21 protein-coding genes are annotated in these 19,978 nt (G+C 71.9%); 14 read left to right on the plus strand and 7 right to left on the minus strand.

Annotation, left to right across the window (positions count from 1 at the left end; genetic code table 11):
* Positions 1-157: 157 nt before the first annotated feature.
* The 4 genes from AB0C20_RS16395 to AB0C20_RS16410 are packed head-to-tail and all read right to left on the minus strand — an operon-like array spanning position 158 to position 2,430.
* On the minus strand, positions 158-892 hold the full coding sequence (locus AB0C20_RS16395) for an ABC transporter ATP-binding protein (RefSeq protein ID WP_357568292.1): 735 nt from the start codon (positions 890-892) through the stop codon (positions 158-160).
* On the minus strand, positions 889-1,491 hold the full coding sequence (locus AB0C20_RS16400; protein WP_357183059.1) for a PadR family transcriptional regulator: 603 nt from the start codon (positions 1,489-1,491) through the stop codon (positions 889-891). The genes AB0C20_RS16395 and AB0C20_RS16400 overlap by 4 nt, the downstream gene beginning before the upstream one ends.
* A 52-nt stretch (positions 1,492-1,543) precedes the next feature.
* Positions 1,544-1,981, minus strand: coding sequence for a ferritin-like domain-containing protein (locus AB0C20_RS16405; RefSeq protein ID WP_357568293.1), 438 nt, complete (start codon positions 1,979-1,981; stop codon positions 1,544-1,546).
* Entirely contained in the window at positions 1,978-2,430 is a 453-nt protein-coding gene (locus AB0C20_RS16410) for a hypothetical protein (protein ID WP_357183170.1), read from the minus strand. Before AB0C20_RS16410 ends, AB0C20_RS16405 begins: the two co-directional genes overlap by 4 nt.
* A 229-nt stretch (positions 2,431-2,659) precedes the next feature.
* On the opposite strand from AB0C20_RS16410, the gene rimP reads away from it, so the two are divergent.
* The 9 genes from rimP to AB0C20_RS16455 all read left to right on the plus strand — a co-directional run bounded on the left by rimP (position 2,660) and on the right by AB0C20_RS16455 (position 10,626).
* Positions 2,660-3,349, plus strand: a complete 690-nt coding sequence (gene rimP / locus AB0C20_RS16415) for a ribosome maturation factor RimP (RefSeq protein ID WP_357183053.1) — start codon at positions 2,660-2,662, stop codon at positions 3,347-3,349.
* Positions 3,346-4,389, plus strand: a complete 1,044-nt coding sequence (gene nusA, locus AB0C20_RS16420; RefSeq protein WP_238671748.1) for a transcription termination factor NusA — start codon at positions 3,346-3,348, stop codon at positions 4,387-4,389. The genes rimP and nusA overlap by 4 nt, the downstream gene beginning before the upstream one ends.
* A 16-nt stretch (positions 4,390-4,405) precedes the next feature.
* Positions 4,406-4,738 carry a YlxR family protein gene (locus tag AB0C20_RS16425; protein ID WP_112624296.1) on the plus strand — a complete coding sequence of 111 codons (333 nt, stop codon included), beginning with the start codon at positions 4,406-4,408 and terminating at the stop codon, positions 4,736-4,738.
* 93 nt (positions 4,739-4,831) lie between these two features.
* A complete protein-coding gene (infB, locus tag AB0C20_RS16430) occupies positions 4,832-7,849 on the plus strand; it encodes a translation initiation factor IF-2 (RefSeq protein WP_357183048.1) in 3,018 nt (1,005 codons plus the stop codon).
* A 90-nt stretch (positions 7,850-7,939) separates the two neighbouring features.
* The gene (locus tag AB0C20_RS16435) at positions 7,940-8,236 is read left to right on the plus strand and encodes a DUF503 domain-containing protein (RefSeq protein ID WP_238671751.1); all 297 of its coding nucleotides are present in this window, start codon (positions 7,940-7,942) and stop codon (positions 8,234-8,236) included.
* A 126-nt stretch (positions 8,237-8,362) separates the two neighbouring features.
* Entirely contained in the window at positions 8,363-8,863 is a 501-nt protein-coding gene (gene rbfA / locus AB0C20_RS16440) for a 30S ribosome-binding factor RbfA (protein ID WP_112624086.1), read from the plus strand.
* Positions 8,860-9,909: a bifunctional oligoribonuclease/PAP phosphatase NrnA gene (locus tag AB0C20_RS16445; protein ID WP_357183043.1), complete on the plus strand. Its 1,050-nt coding sequence runs from the start codon at positions 8,860-8,862 to the stop codon at positions 9,907-9,909. The genes rbfA and AB0C20_RS16445 overlap by 4 nt, the downstream gene beginning before the upstream one ends.
* A gap of 100 nt (positions 9,910-10,009) precedes the next feature.
* A complete protein-coding gene (locus AB0C20_RS16450) occupies positions 10,010-10,417 on the plus strand; it encodes a hypothetical protein (RefSeq protein ID WP_357183040.1) in 408 nt (135 codons plus the stop codon).
* A complete protein-coding gene (locus tag AB0C20_RS16455; RefSeq protein WP_181548655.1) occupies positions 10,417-10,626 on the plus strand; it encodes a DUF6186 family protein in 210 nt (69 codons plus the stop codon). Before AB0C20_RS16450 ends, AB0C20_RS16455 begins: the two co-directional genes overlap by 1 nt.
* Before the next feature lie 444 nt (positions 10,627-11,070).
* Here AB0C20_RS16455 and AB0C20_RS16460 read toward each other — a convergent pair whose 3' ends face one another.
* Positions 11,071-11,907 (minus strand): hypothetical protein, encoded by an 837-nt coding sequence (locus AB0C20_RS16460; protein WP_357568294.1) that lies wholly within the window; start codon positions 11,905-11,907, stop codon positions 11,071-11,073.
* A 203-nt stretch (positions 11,908-12,110) separates the two neighbouring features.
* Here AB0C20_RS16460 and AB0C20_RS16465 point away from each other — a divergent pair, with 203 nt between their 5' ends.
* Positions 12,111-13,433: an MATE family efflux transporter gene (locus tag AB0C20_RS16465; protein ID WP_357568295.1), complete on the plus strand. Its 1,323-nt coding sequence runs from the start codon at positions 12,111-12,113 to the stop codon at positions 13,431-13,433.
* A 19-nt stretch (positions 13,434-13,452) separates the two neighbouring features.
* Here AB0C20_RS16465 and AB0C20_RS16470 read toward each other — a convergent pair whose 3' ends face one another.
* Positions 13,453-14,445: a hypothetical protein gene (locus AB0C20_RS16470; protein ID WP_357568296.1), complete on the minus strand. Its 993-nt coding sequence runs from the start codon at positions 14,443-14,445 to the stop codon at positions 13,453-13,455.
* A gap of 10 nt (positions 14,446-14,455) precedes the next feature.
* Positions 14,456-14,758 carry a hypothetical protein gene (locus tag AB0C20_RS16475; protein WP_357183028.1) on the minus strand — a complete coding sequence of 101 codons (303 nt, stop codon included), beginning with the start codon at positions 14,756-14,758 and terminating at the stop codon, positions 14,456-14,458.
* Positions 14,759-14,960: 202 nt separating this feature from the next.
* Here AB0C20_RS16475 and truB point away from each other — a divergent pair, with 202 nt between their 5' ends.
* From truB to AB0C20_RS16495, 4 genes are all read left to right on the plus strand, one after another.
* A complete protein-coding gene (gene truB / locus AB0C20_RS16480) occupies positions 14,961-15,845 on the plus strand; it encodes a tRNA pseudouridine(55) synthase TruB (RefSeq protein ID WP_091402049.1) in 885 nt (294 codons plus the stop codon).
* A gap of 76 nt (positions 15,846-15,921) precedes the next feature.
* The gene (locus AB0C20_RS16485) at positions 15,922-16,851 is read left to right on the plus strand and encodes a bifunctional riboflavin kinase/FAD synthetase (protein ID WP_196921595.1); all 930 of its coding nucleotides are present in this window, start codon (positions 15,922-15,924) and stop codon (positions 16,849-16,851) included.
* Positions 16,852-17,050: 199 nt separating this feature from the next.
* Entirely contained in the window at positions 17,051-17,320 is a 270-nt protein-coding gene (gene rpsO, locus AB0C20_RS16490) for a 30S ribosomal protein S15 (protein WP_030337594.1), read from the plus strand.
* Positions 17,321-17,547: 227 nt separating this feature from the next.
* Positions 17,548-19,938: a polyribonucleotide nucleotidyltransferase gene (locus AB0C20_RS16495; protein WP_357183024.1), complete on the plus strand. Its 2,391-nt coding sequence runs from the start codon at positions 17,548-17,550 to the stop codon at positions 19,936-19,938.
* Positions 19,939-19,978 lie beyond the last annotated feature (40 nt).

Below are 19,978 nucleotides of genomic sequence, written 5' to 3' on the forward strand. Positions count from 1 at the left end.
GACCAGTGGGAAGCCGCCATGACGGCCAACGCCAAGCTGATCCGCACCGTCGAGGTGAAGCTCGACAGTGAAGTGGTCAACCAGGCCGACGCGCTTGCGACCGGCCGCGGCGTCGCGGTGTCGGCCCGACCGGGGGCCCGCGTCGGGCGGCGAACGGTCACCGGTCGCTTCCGGACAGCAACTGCTCGACACTGCCCAGCGGTGCCGTCGTGTCCACCAGCACGCCGTCGCGGAGGAACACCACCCGGTCGGCCCAGCCGGCGTGCCGTGCCTCGTGGGTGACCAGCACTCCGGCCGCGCCCGCGTCGATCCGGCGGCGCAGCAGGTGCAGCACCGCCTCACCGGTCTGAGAATCCAACGCTCCGGTGGGCTCGTCGGCGAGGACGAGCCGTCGTTCGCCCACCAGCGCGCGGGCGATGGCCACCCGCTGCTGCTGCCCTCCGGAGAGCTGGTCCGGGAAACGGTCACCCAACGCGGGTAGGCCCACCTCGGTGAGCGCGGCCATGGCCAGTGCGCGGGCCCGACGTCCGCTGGTCCCGTCGAGTTCCAACGGGAGCGCCACGTTCTCGAGTGCGCTCAGACTGCCCAGCAGGTTGAGCTGTTGGAAGATGTAGCCGATCCGGCGGCGGCGCAGCTGGGCCAGCCCACGGCGGTCCAGGGTCCCCAGCGGCTGCCCCTCGACCCGGACCTCGCCGCCGGTCGGACGGTCCAACCCACCGGCGAGAGCCAGCAGGGTCGATTTCCCGGAGCCGGACGGCCCCATCACGGCGACCAGCTCGCCGGGCCGGACGACCAGGCTGACGCCGCGCAGCGCGTGCACCGCCGCCGGCCCGGCGCCGTGGGTGCGGTGGACGGCGCGTAGCTCCAGCACCGCGTCGTCCGATCCGCTCACCGTCTTGCCTCCTCGCCGGCCCATCGGGCCGCGTTCCGCGCGTCGGCGTCATCGGGTCGGGAGGCGGGAGGCGCCGGGCCGCTGGGTTGGTGCCGGACCAGACTGGTCTCGCAGTGGTCCAGCCAGCGCACCTCAGCCTCGGCCTGGAACACCATCGAGTCCAGCACGAGGCGCCAGGGAAGGTCCTCAGGCCGGTTGCTGCCGTACTTCAACCGGGTCAACTCCTGAAGGGCCCGCATCGTCGCGCTGCGTTGGGCCTGCACCACCGAACGGACGTCGACCCCGGGGGTCGTCAGCGCCAGCGCCAGCTTGATCGCCAGCTCGTCGCGGGGTCGGTCGGTACGGCTGATCGGGGTGGCGAACCACAGCGCCAGGTCCGCCCGGCCGGCGTCGGTGATCTCGTACGGGCGCTGCCCGGCCTCGCTCTCCGGCAGCGGGCGCACCAGACCGTCCCGTTCCAGCCGGGACAACGTGGTGTAGACCTGCCCGATGTTCAGTGGCCAGGTCGAGCCGGTCGACTCCTCGAACGCGGCGCGCAGCTGGTAGCCGTACATCTGGCCGCGTTCGAGCAGGGCGAGCAACCCGTGACGGATGGACATGGCAACGGAGTATGCATACCTGGTATGCGTACCGCAACCGGAGTGGACCGGTTCAGGTCGGTCGACCGGGAAACGGGACAGTCAGCGGGGTCGACCCGGCAGTCTTCCGCCACCGGGTGGCCCGCACGGCGTACTCGACAAGGGCGGCCAGTGCCTGGTCCCGGTCGGCGCCGGTGGTGGACGCCAGGGCCGCCCGCCAGTGGGCGGCAGTGCGCTCCTCCACCTCGGCGGCGAGCCGCAGGGCGCTGGCCCGGTCGGTGACCGGGAACGGCAGGGCGTAACCGGCGCGGTCCGGCGGGACCACGCCGTTGGCCGTGGTGAGCTGCACCACCAGCGCGTCGCGCCGACGTCGATGCGCGGCCTCCGCCTGGCGTGCCGCGTCCCGCGCCGCTCCGTTGAGCCGGACACCGATCCGTCCGTAGGCGTAGATGGCCGCGTACTCGGCGGACAGGGCGGAGGCGAGTGCCTCCTCGGCGGACGGCTGCCTCACTTCAGTGCCTCCTGGTGGGTTGCCCGGGCGGCGACGATCGACCCGAGCAGTGCCGCCCGCTCTGCGGGCGCCGCGGCGCAGGCGGCGGTGGCGGACTGCTGGGCGGTCTTTTCCAGCGCCCGCAGGGCGGCGCGCGCGCCGTTCGGATCGGCGGCCGGGGCCGTGGTCGGGGCGGCGGAGGCCGCCGACGGGACCGTCACGCCGATCACCCGGGCCAGCTCGGTGGCGTGCGCGGTGTGCGTCTCGGCGATCGGGTTGAGCCGGTCGGCGAGGTCGGGATGGGCGGTCGCGCTCGCCCGGTACGCGGCGGCCAGCGCGAGTGACTCGTCCACCATCGGCCGCAGCGGGTCGGGTGGCGGGGCTGGTTGGTCGTCGCGGTCGAAAAGATCACAGCCGGTCAGCGGCGTCACCGCACCGCCGAGCACCAACAACGCCCCGGCGCCCAGCAGCTTTCGCCGGGAATGTCCGGATGCTTGGTCGCGCTGTGTCGTTCTGCCGTTCCCCACCGGCCAAGTCAACACCATCCGTGCCGCTCCGGGGGTCACCGGCGTCGGTGCGCCGCCCGGTCCGCCGCCGGGCAGGCGCGTTACGCTCTGCGCACCACCGGCGTGTCCACTCCGGTGGCGTGCCGGCATGGCGGGACTACCGGTCCCCGTCGACCAGGGAGAGGGTGCGGAGATGACGCAGCGTGGCCGTGCCACCAGGCCGACGGGTCGACCCCGCGGTGCTGCGGGCCCCCGCGGCGGTGACCTCGCCGCACGGCGGGACCGACTGCGGGCCGTGATCGAGCCGGTGGTCAACGACGCCGGCTACGACCTGGAGGACCTGTCCGTTTCCCGGGCCGGCCGCCGGCACGTGGTCCGGGTGATGGTGGACACCGACGGCGGGATCGACCTGGACGCCGTCGCGGTCGTCTCCCGCGCGGTCTCGGCCGCGCTGGACGCCGCGGAGGAGACCGGTGGCGACATCGTCGCCGGCGAGTACCAGCTGGAAGTCAGCTCGCCCGGCGTCGACCGGCCGCTCACCCTGCCCCGCCACTGGCGGCGCAACGTGGGTCGACTGGTCAAGGTGACCGCCCGGGGCGCGGCCGCGCTGCCCGGCCAGCGGGGCGAGCAGCCCGCCGGTGACCGTCAGCTGACCGGCCGGGTGGTCGCGGCCGACGACGAGGGCGTGCACCTGGAGACAGACGACGGCCGCGCCGCCTGGGCGTACGCCCAGCTGGGCCCGGGCCGCGTGCAGGTCGAGTTCACCCGGCTCGCCGAGCTGGGTGAGCCGGACGACGAGTTCGACGACGCGGACGATTCCGACGAGATCGACGATTCAGACGACATCGACGACGAAGATGATGTGGAGGACGAGGAGAGGTGAACATCGACCTCGCGGCGCTGCGCGCACTCGAGCGCGAGCGGGAGATCCCGTTCGACACGATTCTCGCGGCGATCGAGACCGCGTTGCTGACCGCCTACCGGCACACCGACGGGGCCGAGCCGCACGCCCGGGTGGAGATCGACCGCAGGTCGGGCGCCGCCCTGGTGTACGCGCAGGAGATGGATGCCGACGGCAGCCTGGTGCGGGAGTGGGACGACACCCCGCACGACTTCGGCCGGATCGCCGCCATGACGGCCAAGCAGGTGATCCTCCAGCGGTTGCGGGAGGCCACCGACGAGGTGCACTTCGGTGAGTACGTCGGCCGCGAGGGTGACCTGGTCACCGGCGTGGTGCAGGCGCACGAGACGCGTACCGAGAAGGGCATCGTCAGCGTCGACCTGGGCAAGCTGGAGGGCGTGCTGCCGCAGTCCGAGCAGGTGCCCGGCGAGCGGTACGCGCACGGCGAGCGGGTCCGCTGCGTCGTGGTGCACGTGGCCAAGGGCATGCGAGGGCCGCAGATCACCCTGTCCCGGTCGCACCCGGCTCTGGTCAAGAAGCTCTTCGCGCTGGAGGTGCCGGAGATCGCCGACGGCACCGTCGAGATCGGTGCGATCGCCCGTGAGGCGGGCCACCGCACGAAGATCGCCGTCCGCTCCACCACCCCCGGGGTGAACGCCAAGGGCGCCTGCATCGGCCCGATGGGTCAGCGGGTGCGTGCCGTGATGAGCGAGCTGCACGGTGAGAAGATCGACATCATCGACTGGTCGGACGACCCGGGCACCTTCGTCGGCAACGCGTTGTCGCCGGCCAAGGCGCTGCGGGTCGAGGTGGTCGACCTGGCCAACCGGGCCGCCCGGGTGACAGTTCCCGACTTCCAGCTCTCGCTCGCCATCGGTCGGGAGGGGCAGAATGCCCGACTCGCGGCCCGATTGACCGGTTGGCGGATCGACATTCGTTCCGATGCGGAGCAGACCGCGCCGGCGGCGCGTGGGGTAACTGATCACGTGCGGGAGCCGGGCGGCGCGATCTCGGGGAGCTAGGGGTAGACTTCCTCCAGTGGTACGACGCGCGCAGCCGGAGCGCACCTGTGTGGGTTGCCGGCAACGTGCGCCGGCCAGCGAATTGCTGCGAATCGTCGCGGTCAGGGACGAGGCTGGTCACAGCCTCCGGCCTGATCCGCGCCGCAGGCTGCCGGGTCGGGGAGCGAACATGCACCCGGATCCGGCCTGCTTCGCGCTGGCGGTGCGGCGCCGCGCCTTCGGGCGTGCGCTGCGCAGCACCGAGGTCCTCGACCACGGTGCGCTGGCGGAGCACGTCGATGCGCCAACCACTACGTCCGGTCAGCCCGACCGGGCGAGGGTCGCTAGCAGGGTAGGACGACCGACATGAGCACACGATGAAGTCCCTGAAATGACCAGGCTTCAAGTGCACGAGTGAGGTCGCTGCGGGTGCTGCCCGCACGACCTCGGAGTGAGGAGTGCAGTGGCAGGCAAGGCCCGCGTACACGAGCTTGCAAAAGAGCTCGGGGTCGAGAGTAAGACCGTTCTCGCCAAGCTGAAGGAAATGGGCGAGTTCGTGAAGTCCGCGTCCAGCACCGTCGAGGCGCCCGTCGCCCGGCGGCTGCGTAACGCATTCGTCGCGTCCGCCGGAGCCCCGGCCCCGGCCGCCCCGTCGGCGCCCGCGTCGACGCCGGCTTCAACCCCGACCCCGACGCCAACCCCGACCCCGGGTGCGCCCCGGGTCTCGGCCAAGCCGATGCCGCCTCGGCGGCCGGCCGCGCCGGCACCCGGTCCGAAGCCCAAGGGGCCGGTTCCCGGTGCACCGCAGACGGCGACCCCGGTCGCCAAGCCGGCGAGTGCCCACGACATCGAGGTGGCGGCCGCGGAGGCGCGTGCCGCCGCGCTGAAGGCGGAGCAGGAGGCCGCGGTCAAGGCCGCGCAGGCCGCCCGTCAGCAGCAGCGGGACAACCCCGTTCGCCGGGAGCCTCCGGCAGACGGCGGTAACCGCCCCGGCCCTCGGCCGGGTCCTGCGGCGATGCCGCCCCGTCCCGGTTCGCCGGCAGCTCGTCCGAGCACGCCGGCTCCCGGTCCGGGTGCCCGGCCGGGCGGTCGTCCGCCGGCGCGCGGTGCCGGTAACAACCCGTTCGGCATCCAGGGTGGCCAGCAGCAGCGGCCCCCGGCCGCCGGTGCGGGTGGTCCTCGGCCCAACACCCCGGCGGGCATGCCGCCGCGGCCGAGCCCGAACTCGATGCCGCCGCGGCCCAGCCCGGCGTCCATGCCGAGCCAGCGGCCGGCTGCCGGTCGCCCCGGTCCCGGTGGCGCCGGTCGTCCCGGTGGCGGCGCAGGTCGTCCCGGTGGCGGTGGCGGCGGTTTCCGTGGCGGTCCCGGCGGTGGCGCCGGTGGCGGTGGCGGTTACCGCGGCGGCCCCGGTGGCGGCGCGGGTGCCGGCGGTGGCGGTGGCTACCGTGGCGGTCCCGGCGGCGGTGCGGGTGCTCCCGGCGGCGGTTTCCGTCCGGGTGGTCCGGCCGGTGGCGGCGGTCGTCCGGGTGCGGGCGGTCGTGGCCGTGGCGGCGGCGCCGCGGGTGCCTTCGGGCGTCCGGGTGGCCGGCCGACGCGCGGTCGCAAGTCCAAGAAGCAGCGCAGACAGGAGTTCGACAACCTGTCGGCTCCGACCATGAGCTCGGGTGCTCCCCGGGGTCAGGGTCAGATCGTCCGGCTCTCCCGTGGCGCCTCGCTGTCGGACTTCGCCGACAAGATCAACGCCAACCCGGGTTCGCTGGTCCAGGAGATGTTCAACCTGGGCGAGATGGTGACCGCGACCCAGTCCTGTTCTGACGACACCCTGCACCTGCTGGGTGAGCACCTGGGCTTCGACATCCAGATCGTCAGCCCGGAGGACGAGGACCGCGAGCTGCTCGCGCAGTTCAACATCGACCTCGACGCGGAGGTGGCCGAGGAGCGTCTGGTCAGCCGTGCGCCGGTGGTGACCGTCATGGGTCACGTCGACCACGGTAAGACCAAGCTGCTCGACGCCATCCGTAAGGCGAACGTCGTGGCCGGTGAGGCGGGTGGCATCACCCAGCACATCGGTGCCTACCAGGTGCACGTCCCGCACGAGGGCGAGGACCGGGCGGTCACCTTCATCGACACCCCGGGTCACGAGGCGTTCACCGCCATGCGTGCTCGTGGTGCCCAGGTCACGGACATCGTGATCCTGGTCGTCGCGGCCGACGACGGTGTGATGCCGCAGACGATCGAGGCGTTGAACCACGCCAAGGCGGCCGACGTGCCGATCGTGGTCGCGGTCAACAAGGTCGACAAGCCGGACGCCAACCCGGACAAGGTCCGCCAGCAGCTGACCGAGTACGGCCTGGTCGCCGAGGAGTACGGCGGCGAGACCATGTTCGTCAACGTGGCAGCCAAGCCGGGCATCGGCATCGAGGAGCTGCTCGAGGCTGTCCTGCTGACCGCCGACGCGTCGCTGGAGCTGACCGCTCCGATCGACGGGCCGGCGCAGGGTGTGGCCATCGAGGCACACCTGGACAAGGGTCGCGGTGCGGTGGCGACGGTGCTGGTGCAGAAGGGCACCCTGCGGGCGGGCGACTCGATCGTCGCCGGCGGGGCGCACGGCCGGGTTCGGGCCATGCTCGACGAGAACGGCAACCAGCTCACCGAGGCTGGGCCGGCGCGTCCGGTCATGGTGCTGGGTCTGACCGCGCCGCCCGGTGCGGGAGACACGTTCCTCGCCGCGGCGGACGACCGCACGGTGCGGCAGATCGCCGAGCAGCGGCAGGCACGGCGGCGGGCGGCGTCCTTCGCCAACTCCCGTGGTCGGGCCACCCTCGAGACGCTCATGGAGCAGCTCAAGGAGGGCGAGAAGACCTCGCTCAACCTCATCCTCAAGGGCGATGTCTCCGGTTCGGTGGAGGCCCTGGAGGACGCGCTGTTCAACCTCGACATCCCCGAGGAGGTCCAGCTCAAGGTCCTCGACCGGGGCGTCGGCGCGATCACCGAGAGCAACGTCATGCTCGCGAGTGCCTCGTCCGAGCCGGTCACGATCATCGGCTTCAACGTGCGGGCCTCGAACAAGGTCCGTGAGATGGCCGACCGCGAGGGCGTGGAGATCCGGTACTACACCGTCATCTACCAGGCCATCGAGGAGATCGAGGCAGCGCTCAAGGGTCTGCTCAAGCCGGAGTACGAGGAGGCCGAGCTGGGCAGCGCGGAGATCCGCGATGTCTTCCGCTCGTCCAAGATCGGCAACATCTCCGGTTGCATCGTCCGGTCGGGCATCATCCGACGCAACGCGAAGGCTCGCCTGCTTCGGGACGGGGCGGTCGTGGCGGACAACCTCACGATCACCTCGCTCAAGCGGTTCAAGGACGACGCCACCGAGGTCCGCGAGGGCTTCGAGTGTGGTCTGACTCTGGGCGGTTACAACAACGTCCAGGTCGGCGACGTCATCGAGACCTTCGAGATGCGGGAGAAGGTTCGCGCCTGATCCGGCAGTGACACGCTGATCAAGGGGTTTACGCCACCCGGCGTAAACCCCTTGATCATGCGGGGCGGGTTGGCGGTATCGTCCGGGACGATGTTCACCGGAACCGCGGTCTTCGACCTGCTGCTGCCGGGCGACTCCCGGTCGCTCAAAGCCAAGAGATCATATGTACGGCCGATCGTTGCGGCGCTGCGCCGCTTCGAGGTGTCGGCCGCCGAGGTGGGTGCGCTCGACCTGCATGGTCGAGCGCAACTGGCGGTGGCCGTGGTGGCCGCCGAGACGGCGCACGTCCGCGAGGTGCTCGACTCCTGTGAGCGCCTGGTGGCCAATCGCCCCGAGGTCGAGTTGCTGTCGGTTCGACGCCGGCTCTACGGCGCGGACGACGACTGACCATGGTGCCGGCTGTGCCGGGCGACCGGAGCGGCCCCGAAGGTAATGTTCGAGATGTTGGCCGGTCGGCCGGCGGCCTCCGGGCCGCCGGGTCGACCGGAAGCAGGACGCCGTGGAGGTGGCGAGATGTCTGATCCGGCCAAGGTACGCCGGCACGCGGAACGGGTGCGTGAGCTGGTCGCGTCGGTGGTGCGGAGCCAGATCAAGGACCCGCGGCTCGGGATGATCACCATCACCGACGCCCGGATTACCGCTGACCTGCGTGACGCGACGGTCTTCTACACAGTGCTCGGTGACTCGGTGGCCCAGGCGGACACCGCGGCGGCGCTGGAGAGCGCCAAGGGGCTGCTGCGCAGCACTGTCGGCAAGGCCCTCGGGCTGCGCCACTCGCCGACCCTCACGTTCGTCCTCGACGACGTGCAGGACCAGGTCAAGCACATCGATGACCTGCTCGCCGCCGCCCGCAACGCCGATGCCGAGGTGCAGCGGCTCGCCGCCCAGGCGAAGTACGCGGGCGAGGCCCAGCCGTACCGGGTGGACGACGAGACCGATGAGGCCGACGAGACGGACGAGGCCGACGAGGCCACCGACGTCAAGGAGACCCCGCGGGGTGGGGAAACGCGGTGACCAGCACCGCCAGCGCCCCGTTCGCCGGGGCAGCCGGGCTCGGCCCCGCCGAGGCGGACTGGGCCGCGGCCGAGGCGTTGGTGCGGGCTCTCCCGCCGACCGCCCGGGTGCTGCTGATCTGCCACATCAACCCGGACGGCGACGCGCTGGGCAGCATGCTCGGCTTCGGTCTGGGCCTGCGGCAGTTCGGCGTACGCGACGTGCAGGCGACCTTTCCCGGTCCGCCGGAGCTGCCGGAGCCGTTCCGGGGGCTGCCCGGGCTGGACCTGCTGGTCCCGGCGGACGCCGCCGACCCGGCGCCCGATCTGGTGATCTGCTTCGACGCGGCGAGCGAGTCGCGTCTCGGCGAGTTGGCCGGGCGGTTGTCGTCGGCGGGTGCGGCGTTGGTGCTCGACCATCACGCCTCCAACCCCGGGTTCGGCACCGTCAACCTGGTCGACCCGGGTGCGGCGGCCACGTCGGTAGTGGCCGAGCAACTGCTGGCCCGGCTCGGGGTGGTGGTTGATCCGGCCATCGCCGAGTGCCTCTACGTGGCGCTGACGACTGACACCGGCTCGTTCCGGTTCGAGGCGACCACCCCGGCGGTGCATCAGATGGCCGCCCGGCTGCTGGCGACCGGCATCTCGCCGGGTGACATCTCCCGGCGGGTCTTCGACACCCGGCCCTTCGGCGCGGTCCGCCTCTTCGGTGAGGTGCTCGGCCGGGCTCGACTGGAGCCGGCGGCCGCCGGAGGTCGGGGCCTGGTCTGGACCTTCGCCACCCTCGATGACCTGGCTCGGCACGACCAGCGGCCGTACGTGCTGGAGGCGCTGATCGACTCCGTGCGCTGCACCGCCGAGGCGGATGTGAGCTGTGTGGTGAAGCAGACCAGGCCCGCCGAGTGGGCGGTGTCGATGCGCAGCAAGGGCGCTGTGGACGTCAGTCGGGTCGCCGTGGCGCTGGGCGGTGGTGGGCACACGTTCGCGGCCGGGTTCACCGGTCGGGGCACCGTCGAGCAGGTGGTCGAGTCGATCCGCGGTCAGCTGGACGCGGCGCTGATCGGCTGAGGCGCCTTCGGCGCCGTCGATCCGCCGGTCTGGAAGATCAGGGTCAGCTCCGGGGAGTGTTGGTCTTCCCGCGTTCCGTGATACCGGGAAGAATTGCGGGATGGAGCAGCCGCACGACCTCACCGTGGAGGCCCCCCGCGCCTGGGACCGGCCCGCCGTCTCCGTTCCCGTCCTCGTCTGCCTGTCGCTCGTTGGTGGCCGGTTCGCGTCCTTCTCCACCGAGGCGAATCTGTTCACCCTCGGGACGGGTGGGGTGCTGATCTGGCTCGGTCTGAGCAACCGGGTGCCCCGCCGGCCGGCGCCGCGCCGGCTGGGCGCGGGGGCGGCCTGGTGGGCGGTGCCGGTGGTGGTCTTCGGGGTCTTCGAGGGTGTGACCTTCGTGCTGGCTGCCGGCGATGACTTCCCCACCTTCTCCCGGTTGGCCGATCCTCTCCTGGAGGATCAACTGACCCGTTCGGCGGTCTGGTTCGCCTGGTTGGCCGCCTTCTGGGGGCTGGTGCGGCGATGATGCGCGCGCTCGCGATCGGCGGCTTCCTCGCCGCGCTGATCCTCTTCGCGGTGGTCGAGTGGATGGCCCGGCGGGAGGGGTCGCGGATCCCCACCCTCGGCGAGGTCTGTGCCTACGTGATGCGTTACGAGGTCGGTTCGGTGCCGGTGGGCCGGATCGGTCTGTTCGGGTTCTGGTGGTGGCTGGGCTGGCACTTCCTGGCTCGCTGAGCCGGGTTGCCGACCGTCCAAATGGCGGGAACCGTAAGCAGTATGTGGACCTGAACGATAACTTGGGAGAAGGCCGGTGCCGCCTGGCGGTGCAGGTCATGGGCAGTGGTGCCACACCCCGTGCCGCCTCCCTCCAGGGTCGATCGACCCGGGCTCACGCTGCCCAGTCGGCTGCTCCGGTAACCCCGGACCGCCGTGGGGCGCTCAGCAGGACCGCCCGTGAGGGCCGCCGTGTGTCGGCGGCTCACGCCCTGGGAAGAGGAGCGCCACCATGCCGAACAAGCCCAAGCCCGAGACCACCACCGACGACGCCCGCGAGCAGGCCCGCCGCGCGCTGCAGACGTCGATGGACACCCGTCAGTGACTCGTCTCGACCGGTGGTGACGCCGCCGACGTGCCGCGCCGACGGCGTCACCATCCGGCCACCAGTGGGGGTCGGGTCGTTCAGGACAGGAACGTGTCCAGGGCCGCCTCGATGGTGCCGGAGTCCGGCGTCGCGTACGCCCTCATTGTTGTCTTGTCGTACGAGATGAAACTCGGGCACCTGTTCGTCGGGGCGGTCACGGTGCCGCCGTCGCCGATCTTCTCGGCGGTCCTGGCCGCGTAGAAGGTCAGGGTGTAACGCGACGAGACGTAGTCGATGGTGACCGGCTTTTCCGCCTTGTCCTTGTACTGACACTTCTTCGGGGGGCCCTGGCTGCCCTCGTCGAACTTCAGGCAGCCGACCACCGACACCTTCTGGTAGTCCGCGCCCTTGGCGTAGTAGGACTTGTCCGAGGGGACGTACGTCGACGACCAGGACGTCGGCCGGTCGGGGTTGTTCGAGAACGTGTACGCCTTGGCGCCGGCCGGGCCGCTGTAGGGCGCCGCGTTCAGGATCGGGCTGCCCTCGCAGACGTTCGCCAGGTCGCTGGAGTAACGGGCGGTCATCGCGTTGTTGTTCGGTGGATCCGCCTGCCCCGGCGTGGGGACGGTCCCCGTGCCCGGCGTGCTGCCGGTGCCCAGCGTGGGGGTGGAGGACGTGCCCCGTGCGGGCTCGTCGTCATCGTAGGCGAGCAGGATGCCGATTCCCGCGCCGCAGATGGCGAGTATGACGACCACCGCGCCGGCTACCAGCCCGATGATCAGGCCCTTGTTCGACTTGTCCGGCGCCGGCAGTGGTGCGCCGTAGTACGGCTGGGGTGGTGGCTGTCCGTACGGCGGGTAGCCGCCCTGCTGCGGGGCCGGCGGGCCGCTCCAGGGGGTGACGTTCGGGTCGGGCGGAGGGTAGCTGTCGCTCACTGTCATAGGCCTATCGCTGTCATGGTGCCCCCCGCGTGGGAGCCTCGGACAGGGTAGTGAGCGCCGCAAACCGGGATGCCGGCGACAGGGGGCGCATCAGGGCCGCGATTCTCGGTGACGTCCGCCGAGCTGGTCGAGAGGTGGGTCAGTAAGTCACCGGCGGCCTTGTGCTCCTTACCGCAGCCATGCCAGGATCGGCGGCGATGAACCACGCCACCACAGCTCACCGACCCGCCTCGCCCCGGCGGATCGCCGCGCTCGCCCTGCCGGCCCTCGTGGTGCTCGCCGCCGAGCCGCTCTACGTGCTTGTCGACACCGCGGTGGTCGGTCACCTCGGCCGGGTGCCACTCGCCGCGCTCGCCGTCGGCGGCACGGTCATGACGCTCACCGCCTGGGTGGGCACAGTGGTCGCCTACGGCACCACCGGCCGCGCCGCCCGCCGCTTCGGCGCGGGTGACCGGGCCGCCGCGGTCGCCGAGGGCGTCCAGTCGTCCTGGCTGGCGTTCGGTGTCGGCCTGCTGATCGCGATCGGCATGCAGGTCGGCGGCGGCGCGCTCGCGCGTACCCTCGCCGGTGCTGGTGGCGAGGTCGCCGACGCCGCCGCCCAGTGGTTGCGGATCGCGGCCCTCGGCGCTCCCGGCCTACTCCTCGCCGCCGCCGGAAACGGCTGGCTGCGCGGCGTGCAGGACACTCGCCGCCCGCTGTACTTCGTGCTCGGCCCCAACCTGCTCTCCGCGCTGCTCTGCCCGCTGCTGGTCTACCCCGGCGGGCTGGGTCTGGTCGGCTCGGCGGTGGCGAACGTCGTCGCGCAGACGCTCTGCGGGGTGCTCTTCGCCGTCGCCCTGGTCGGTGAGCGGGTGTCGCTGCGACCCCAACCTCGCGTGATCCGCCAACAACTGGTGCTCAGCCGGGACCTGCTGATCCGTGGGCTGGCGTTCCAGGCCAGCTTCCTGTCCGCGACCGCCGTCGCCGCCCGCTTCGGCGCCGCCGCCGTCGGCGCCCACCAGATCGCCCTGCAACTCTGGTTCTTCACCGCGCTGGTGCTCGACGCCCTCGCCATCGCCGCGCAGTCCCTGGTCGGTGCCGCGCTCGGCGCCGGCGACGACGCTGGTGCGCGGGCGCTCGCCCGCCGGGTCGGGCTGTTCGGCGGCGTCTGCGGCGTGGGCTTCGCGCTGCTCGTCGCCGCCGGCGCGAGCGTGGTGCCGTCGTGGTTCAGCTCCGATGCCGGGGTACGCGAGCAGGCAATGGTGGCCTGGCCGTGGTTCGTCGTCATGCTGCCGCTGGCCGGGGTGGTGTTCGCCCTCGACGGCGTGCTGATCGGCGCCGGTGACGTGCGTTACCTGCGCAACCTCACCATCGTGGCGGCGCTCGGCGGCTTCCTGCCGGCCATCTGGCTGGCGTACGCGCTCAACCTCGGGCTGGGCGGCATCTGGGCCGGGCTGACAGTGTTCGTGGTGATCCGGCTGGTCGCCCTGCTGCTGCGACTGCGCGACGGCAGGTGGGCGGTGACCGGGGCGGTCCGCTGACCGCCCGCCGGGCCTGCCGTCAGCAGCGCGTGGTGGTCGGCGCGGGCGCGCCAAGGTCGAAGATGGTGCCCGGGTCACCAGCGGGTATCCGCTTCCCGTGCAGGTCGGCCAACCAGTACTGCTCGCGGACCCAGCCGTCCCGCAGTTGAGCGCAGTCCGCGTTCCAGGTGATGGCCTCCGCTGAACCGAGCCACAGGCCCTTCGAGGATGCCTGCACGTCGTCCGGGTGTGGCACCTGCCAGACCACGCGGTCGCGAAGTGCCACCACGCTGGCGCCGGCGGGCGCACGCAGGTCCACGTCGAATGGGTACGCCCACACGAATTCGGTGGACACCTCCAGCAACCGGATGCCGTTCTCCTCGGTGGCCCGGTAACTGACCCGGCCGTCGGCTCGGGCGCCAGGCTCCCACTCCGACGGCGACGCCATCCTTGTCGCGTACCGAAGGAAGGTGTTGCTGGTGAAGTCCGGCCGGAGCCGCTCGCGGGCGTCCGGGGCGAGCAGCGCCAGGAACGGCTCGGGATCACCCATGAACATCGAGGTGTCGAGCCGGCTCTTGATCAACGCCTTGCGCACCGACTCCAGCGCGGACCGCACCTGCGCTGCGGTGAACTGCCCGGTGGCCTTGGCCGCCGGCATGCGCACGGCCTGCTCACCCGGCGCGAAGGAGGCCGCCGGCGACCCGGCGAACAGGTCCCGTGGCTCGCCGACCCTGCTCACCGGCGGGGTAGGGCTCGGTGTGGGGCTCGCCGAGGCGGACGCCTGGATGCCATCGGCGACCCGACCGACCAACACCGCCCCGCCGACGATCATCAGCAGGGTCAGCACCAGGCCGAAGCCGAGCAGCAGGGCCCCGTTGTGCCGGGCCGAGAAGAAGCGGACCCGGTCCCATCCGGCGGGCTGGTGTTCGGTCTGCGGTGCCCGCAGCCAGTCCGGTAGCTGCACCGGGTTGACCTCCGCTACCGCGACGGGCGGCGGTGGCGGGTCGACCGGCTCCGGCGACGTGTGTTCCATGTTCTCTCCGTCAGTAGTCGCCGCTGGTGGCCAGCGCGAGCAGGTAGTAGGTGCCGGTCACCAACGCGGTCCCGAGGACGACTGCCACGACGAACGACAGCACGGCGACGAGGTGCGGATGCGACTCGCTCCACCTGCTCCGGCCGCGCCAGTGCCACACCGTCCGACGGGCGGCCCGAAGCGCCGGCCAACCCTCGATCAGGTCGTCGACATAGCGTGCCGGCGTCCGCCGCTTCGGCGTCGGATGCCGCATCCAATCCGGAAGGTCGACCCGAGCGCGGTGCTCGTGGCCCGGCGGTCGGTCGGTGGTCATCGGCGGTCCTGATCTCGAGGTGGTGGCAGCGGGCGGGTGATCTTCGCATCCGGGGAGGTCGTCCGGCTGCCCCCGCCTGACAAACCGCCGGACGGACGCCTCGTCCCGACAAATCGGCTCAGCCCTTGGTGCGGGAGGCTCGGGTCACGCCGGGCCTGCCCACGCACTGCGGAGTGGGTGCCATCTGGCAGGCTTGGCCGACGTGAGCACCGATGGTCTGATCGTGGTCGACAAGCCCGGCGGCATGACGTCGCACGACGTGGTGGCGCGCATCCGCCGACTGGCGAAGACCCGACGGGTCGGTCACGGCGGCACCCTCGATCCGATGGCGACCGGTGTGCTGGTGATCGGTGTCGGCCGGGCCACCCGGCTGCTGACCTACGTGATCGGCGCCGGCAAGAGCTACACCGGCACCATCCGGCTCGGCCAGACCACAGTCACCGACGACGCCGAGGGCGACGTGACCGCCACAGTGCCGGCCGGGCAGGTCACCGACGACGCGATCCGGTCGGCTCTGGCGGGGCTCAGCGGCGAGGTCGACCAGGTGCCGAGCGCGGTCAGCGCCATCAAGATCGACGGGCAGCGGGCGTACAAGCGGGTCCGCGACGGGGAGAGCGTGGAACTGCCGGCGCGGCGGGTCACCATCTCCCGGTTGGAGGTGCTGGCGATCCGCCGCACCGAGCCGGACGTGGTGGACGTGGACGTGGACGTGACCTGCTCCTCCGGTACGTACATCCGGGCCATCGCCCGCGACGCCGGCCTGGCGCTCGGCGTCGGCGGGCACCTCACGGCGCTGCGGCGTACCGCTGTGGGTGGCTTCACCCTCGCCGAGGCGGCGACGCTCGACGAGTTGGAGCAACGCGCCCCGGACGTGGTGAACCTGCCACTGGACGCGGCGGCCGACCGGTTCTTCGCGCGCCGGGAGGCCACGCCGGACGAGGCCCGGGTGCTCGCCCACGGTGGACCACTGGACCCGGCCGGCCTGACCGGGCCGTACGCCGTCTTCGGGCCGGCCGGCGGCCTGATCGCTATCGTCAGCGAACGGGACGGGCGCGCCCGCGCGGAGATCGTGCTCGCACCGGCCTGACAGCGCAGCGCAGGTCCGTCGGCCCGCAGCCGGCGGTGTCGACCCGCCGGCCGGCGGGACAGCAGAGAGGAACGGCATGCAGCGGTGGCGGGGCTACGACGCGGCGCCCGGCGGGTGGGGACGCTCGGTGGTCACCATCGGCGTCTTCGACGGCGTGCACAAGGGGCATCAGGCGACGATCGGGCACGCCGTGGCCCGGGCCCGCGAGTTGGGCGTGCAGTCGGTGGTGGTCACCTTCGACCCGCACCCGGCCGAGGTGGTCCGTCCCGGTTCACACCCGGCGGTGCTCACCGAGCCGGCCCGTAAGGCCGAGCTGATCGAGGCGCTCGGCGTGGACGTGCTCTGCGTGGTGCCGTTCACCCCGGAGTTCTCCCGGGTGCCGGCCGAGCAGTTCGTGCACGACGTCCTGGTCGAGCACCTGCACGCCGCGTTGGTGGTGGTCGGCGGCAACTTCCGCTTCGGGCACCGGGCCGCCGGCGACGTGGCGTTGCTGGAACGGCTGGGTCAGACGTTCGGCTTCGGCGTGGAGGGCGCCCCGCTGGTCGCCGAGGCCGGCACCGTCTTCTCCTCCACGTACATCCGGTCCTGTGTCGACGCGGGTGACGTGGGCGCGGCGGCCGCCGCGCTGGGCCGCCCACACCGGGTGGAGGGCGTCGTGGTCCGGGGCGACCAGCGGGGCCGGGAGCTGGGCTTCCCCACCGCCAACCTGCTCTGCCACAGGTACGCGGCGGTGCCCGCCGACGGCGTGTACGCGGCCCGGCTGATCCGCCGCGGTCAGCACGAGCCGCTGCTGGCGGCGGTGTCGGTTGGCACCAACCCGACCTTCTCCGGCCGGGAGCGGCGGGTGGAGGCGTACGCGCTGGACTTCTCCGGTGACCTGTACGGCGAGCGGTTGGCCCTGGACTTCGTGGCGCACCTGCGTGGTCAGATCCGGTACGACTCGATCGAGCCGTTGATCGCCCAGATGAATCAGGACGTCGAGCGCACCCGGCGCGTACTGGCCTGATCGTGCCGGGGTGACGGGCCGCCACCGAGGCCCTTCGCCGGGTGTTACCGGCGAGTGCTGGTAGTCTTGCCGGGACGTCGGGTGACCGGCGTGGGGCCTCGCGTGCCTGCTCGACGCCGCGGGTGCGAGGTACCGGTCCGTTCCCGGTCCACCGGGACGGCGGACACCCATTTGATCAACCCATCGAAACAGGGAGAACATGGCGCTCGATCAGGAAGCCAAGGCCAGCATCCGCGCGGAGTACGCGACCGCCGAGGGCGACACCGGTTCGCCGGAGGTCCAGGTAGCGGTCCTCACCAAGCGGATCGCCGAGCTGACCGAGCACCTGAAGGTGCACAAGCACGACCACCACAGCCGCCGTGGGCTGCTGCTGCTGGTCGGCCGTCGCCGTCGGTTGCTCAACTACGTCCAGAAGAAGGACATTGCCCGCTACCGGTCGCTCATCGAGCGGCTCGGTCTGCGCCGGTGACGTGACGGGGGAGTGGCCGGACGGCCGCTCCCCCGTACCGCGTCCCACCTGAAGAAACACGGGCCGCGCGACCACCCGAGAGGGAGCCGGTCAGCGTACCGGTCTCCGGTAGTGGCCCCCGGGAACCCCGGCATCATGCCGGCCACCCGGGCGCTTCGATCGAAGACCGGCCGGCTGAGCAGCTCCCCGATGTCGTGGGCCCACGACGCGAAGGAGCACGACAGCACATGACCGAGACCAAACTCGGCACCGAATCCCGCACCGCCGTGATCGACAACGGGTCCTTCGGCACCCGCGAGATCACCTTCTCCACCGGTCGGCTGGCTCGCCAGGCCGCCGGTTCCGTCATCGCCCAGCTGGGCGAGACGGTTGTTCTCTCCGCCACGACCGCCGGTAAGCACCCGAAGGAGCAGTTCGACTTCTTCCCGCTGACCGTCGACGTCGAGGAGCGGATGTACGCCGCGGGCCGCATCCCCGGCTCGTTCTTCCGCCGCGAGGGTCGGCCCAGCGAGGACGCGATCCTCACCTGCCGGCTGATCGACCGGCCGCTGCGCCCGTCGTTCGTCAAGGGCCTGCGCAACGAGGTCCAGGTCGTCGAGACCATCCTCGCGCTCGACCCGCAGCACCCGTACGACGTCGTGGCGATCAACGCCGCCTCGATGTCGACCAAGCTCTCCGGCCTGCCGTTCTCCGGCCCGATCGGCGCGACCCGCGTCGCCCACATCGACGGCCAGTGGGTCGCCTTCCCGACCCTGGAGGAGCTGGCTCGCGCCACCTTCGACATGGTCGTGGCCGGCCGCACGCTCGAGGACGGTGACGTCGCGATCATGATGGTCGAGGCCGAGGCCACCCCGAACGCCGTCGCCCTCATCTCGGCCGGTGCCACCGCACCGACCGAGGAGGTCGTCGCCAGCGGCCTGGAGGCCGCCAAGCCGGCGATCCGTGAGCTGTGCCGCGCGCAGAGCGAGCTGGCCGAGGTCGCCGCCAAGCCGGTCACCGAGTTCCCGGTCTTCCTGGACTACCAGGACGACGTGTACGACGCCGTCTCCGAGCTGGCCCGCGCCGACGTGGCCGAGGCGATCACCATCGCCGGCAAGGCCGACCGCGAGGAGGCCCTGGACCGGGTCAAGGCCCGGGTCGCTGAGGAGCTGGGCGCACGGTTCGAGGGCCGGGAGAAGGAGCTCAGTGCTGCCTTCCGGTCGCTGACCAAGTCCGAGGTGCGCAACCGCGTGCTGCGCGAGCAGGTCCGCATGGACGGGCGTGGCCCGCGCGACATCCGGGCGCTGACCGCCGAGGTCGGCGTGCTGCCCCGGGTGCACGGTTCGGCGCTGTTCGAGCGGGGCGAGACCCAGATCCTGGGTGTCACCACGCTGAACATGCTCCGCATGGAGCAGATGGTGGACACGCTGTCCCCCGAGAACCGCAAGCGCTACATGCACAACTACAACTTCCCGCCGTACTCGACCGGTGAGACCGGCCGGGTCGGCTCGCCGAAGCGTCGCGAGATCGGCCACGGCGCTCTCGCCGAGCGCGCGCTGATCCCGGTGCTGCCGTCGCGCGAGGAGTTCCCGTACGCCATCCGGCAGGTGTCGGAGGCGCTCGGCTCCAACGGCTCCACCTCGATGGGTTCGGTCTGCGCGTCGACGCTGGGCCTGCTCTCCGCGGGTGTCCCGCTGAAGGCGCCGGTCGCCGGCATCGCGATGGGGCTCATCTCCGACGAGGTGGACGGCAAGACCCAGTACGTGACGCTGACCGACATCCTCGGTGCCGAGGACGCGTTCGGTGACATGGACTTCAAGGTCGCCGGCACCCCGGAGTTCGTCACCGCGCTCCAGCTCGACACCAAGCTCAACGGCATCCCGTCGGACGTGCTGGCCGCCGCGTTGCAGCAGGCGAACGAGGCCCGGCAGGTCATCCTCGGCGTCATGAAGGCGGCGATCGAGGCTCCGGCCGAGATGTCCGACTACGCGCCGCGGGTCACCACGGTCAAGATCCCGGTGGACAAGATCGGCATGGTGATCGGCCCGAAGGGGCAGACCATCAACGCGATCCAGGACGAGACCGGCGCCGAGATCTCCATCGAGGACGACGGCACGATCTACGTCGGCGCCACAAACGGCCCGTCGGCCCAGGCGGCCGTCGACCGGATCAACGGCATCGCCAACCCGACGCTGCCGAAGCAGGGCGAGCGGTTCCTCGGCACGGTGGTCAAGACCGCCGCGTTCGGCGCGTTCATCTCGCTCCTGCCGGGCCGTGACGGTCTGCTGCACATCTCCAAGGTGGGCGACGGCAAGCGGGTCGAGCGCGTTGAGGACTTCCTCAACGTCGGTGACCGGGTCGAGGTCGAGATCGCTGACATCGACGCCCGCGGCAAGATCTACCTCGACAAGGTCCGCCCGGAGGGCACCGAGGCTCCGGCCGCCGGTGAGGCCGCCGCTGGCGACCGGCCGGCTGGTCGGGACCGGGGCGACCGGGCTCCGCGTGACCGCGGCGACCGTGAGCGTGGCGGCGACCGTGGCGGGCGTGGCCCGGAGCGCGGCGGCGAGGGCGGCAACGGCGGCGGCGGCGAGGGTGGCGAGGGCGGCGAGCGTCCGCGCCGTCGGACCCGGCACAGCTGACCGTCGTACAACGCATCACCCACCCCTCGTCGAACCGGGA

The organism is Micromonospora sp. NPDC048843 (assembly GCF_040649965.1).
Taxonomy (GTDB): domain Bacteria; phylum Actinomycetota; class Actinomycetes; order Mycobacteriales; family Micromonosporaceae; genus Micromonospora; species Micromonospora hortensis.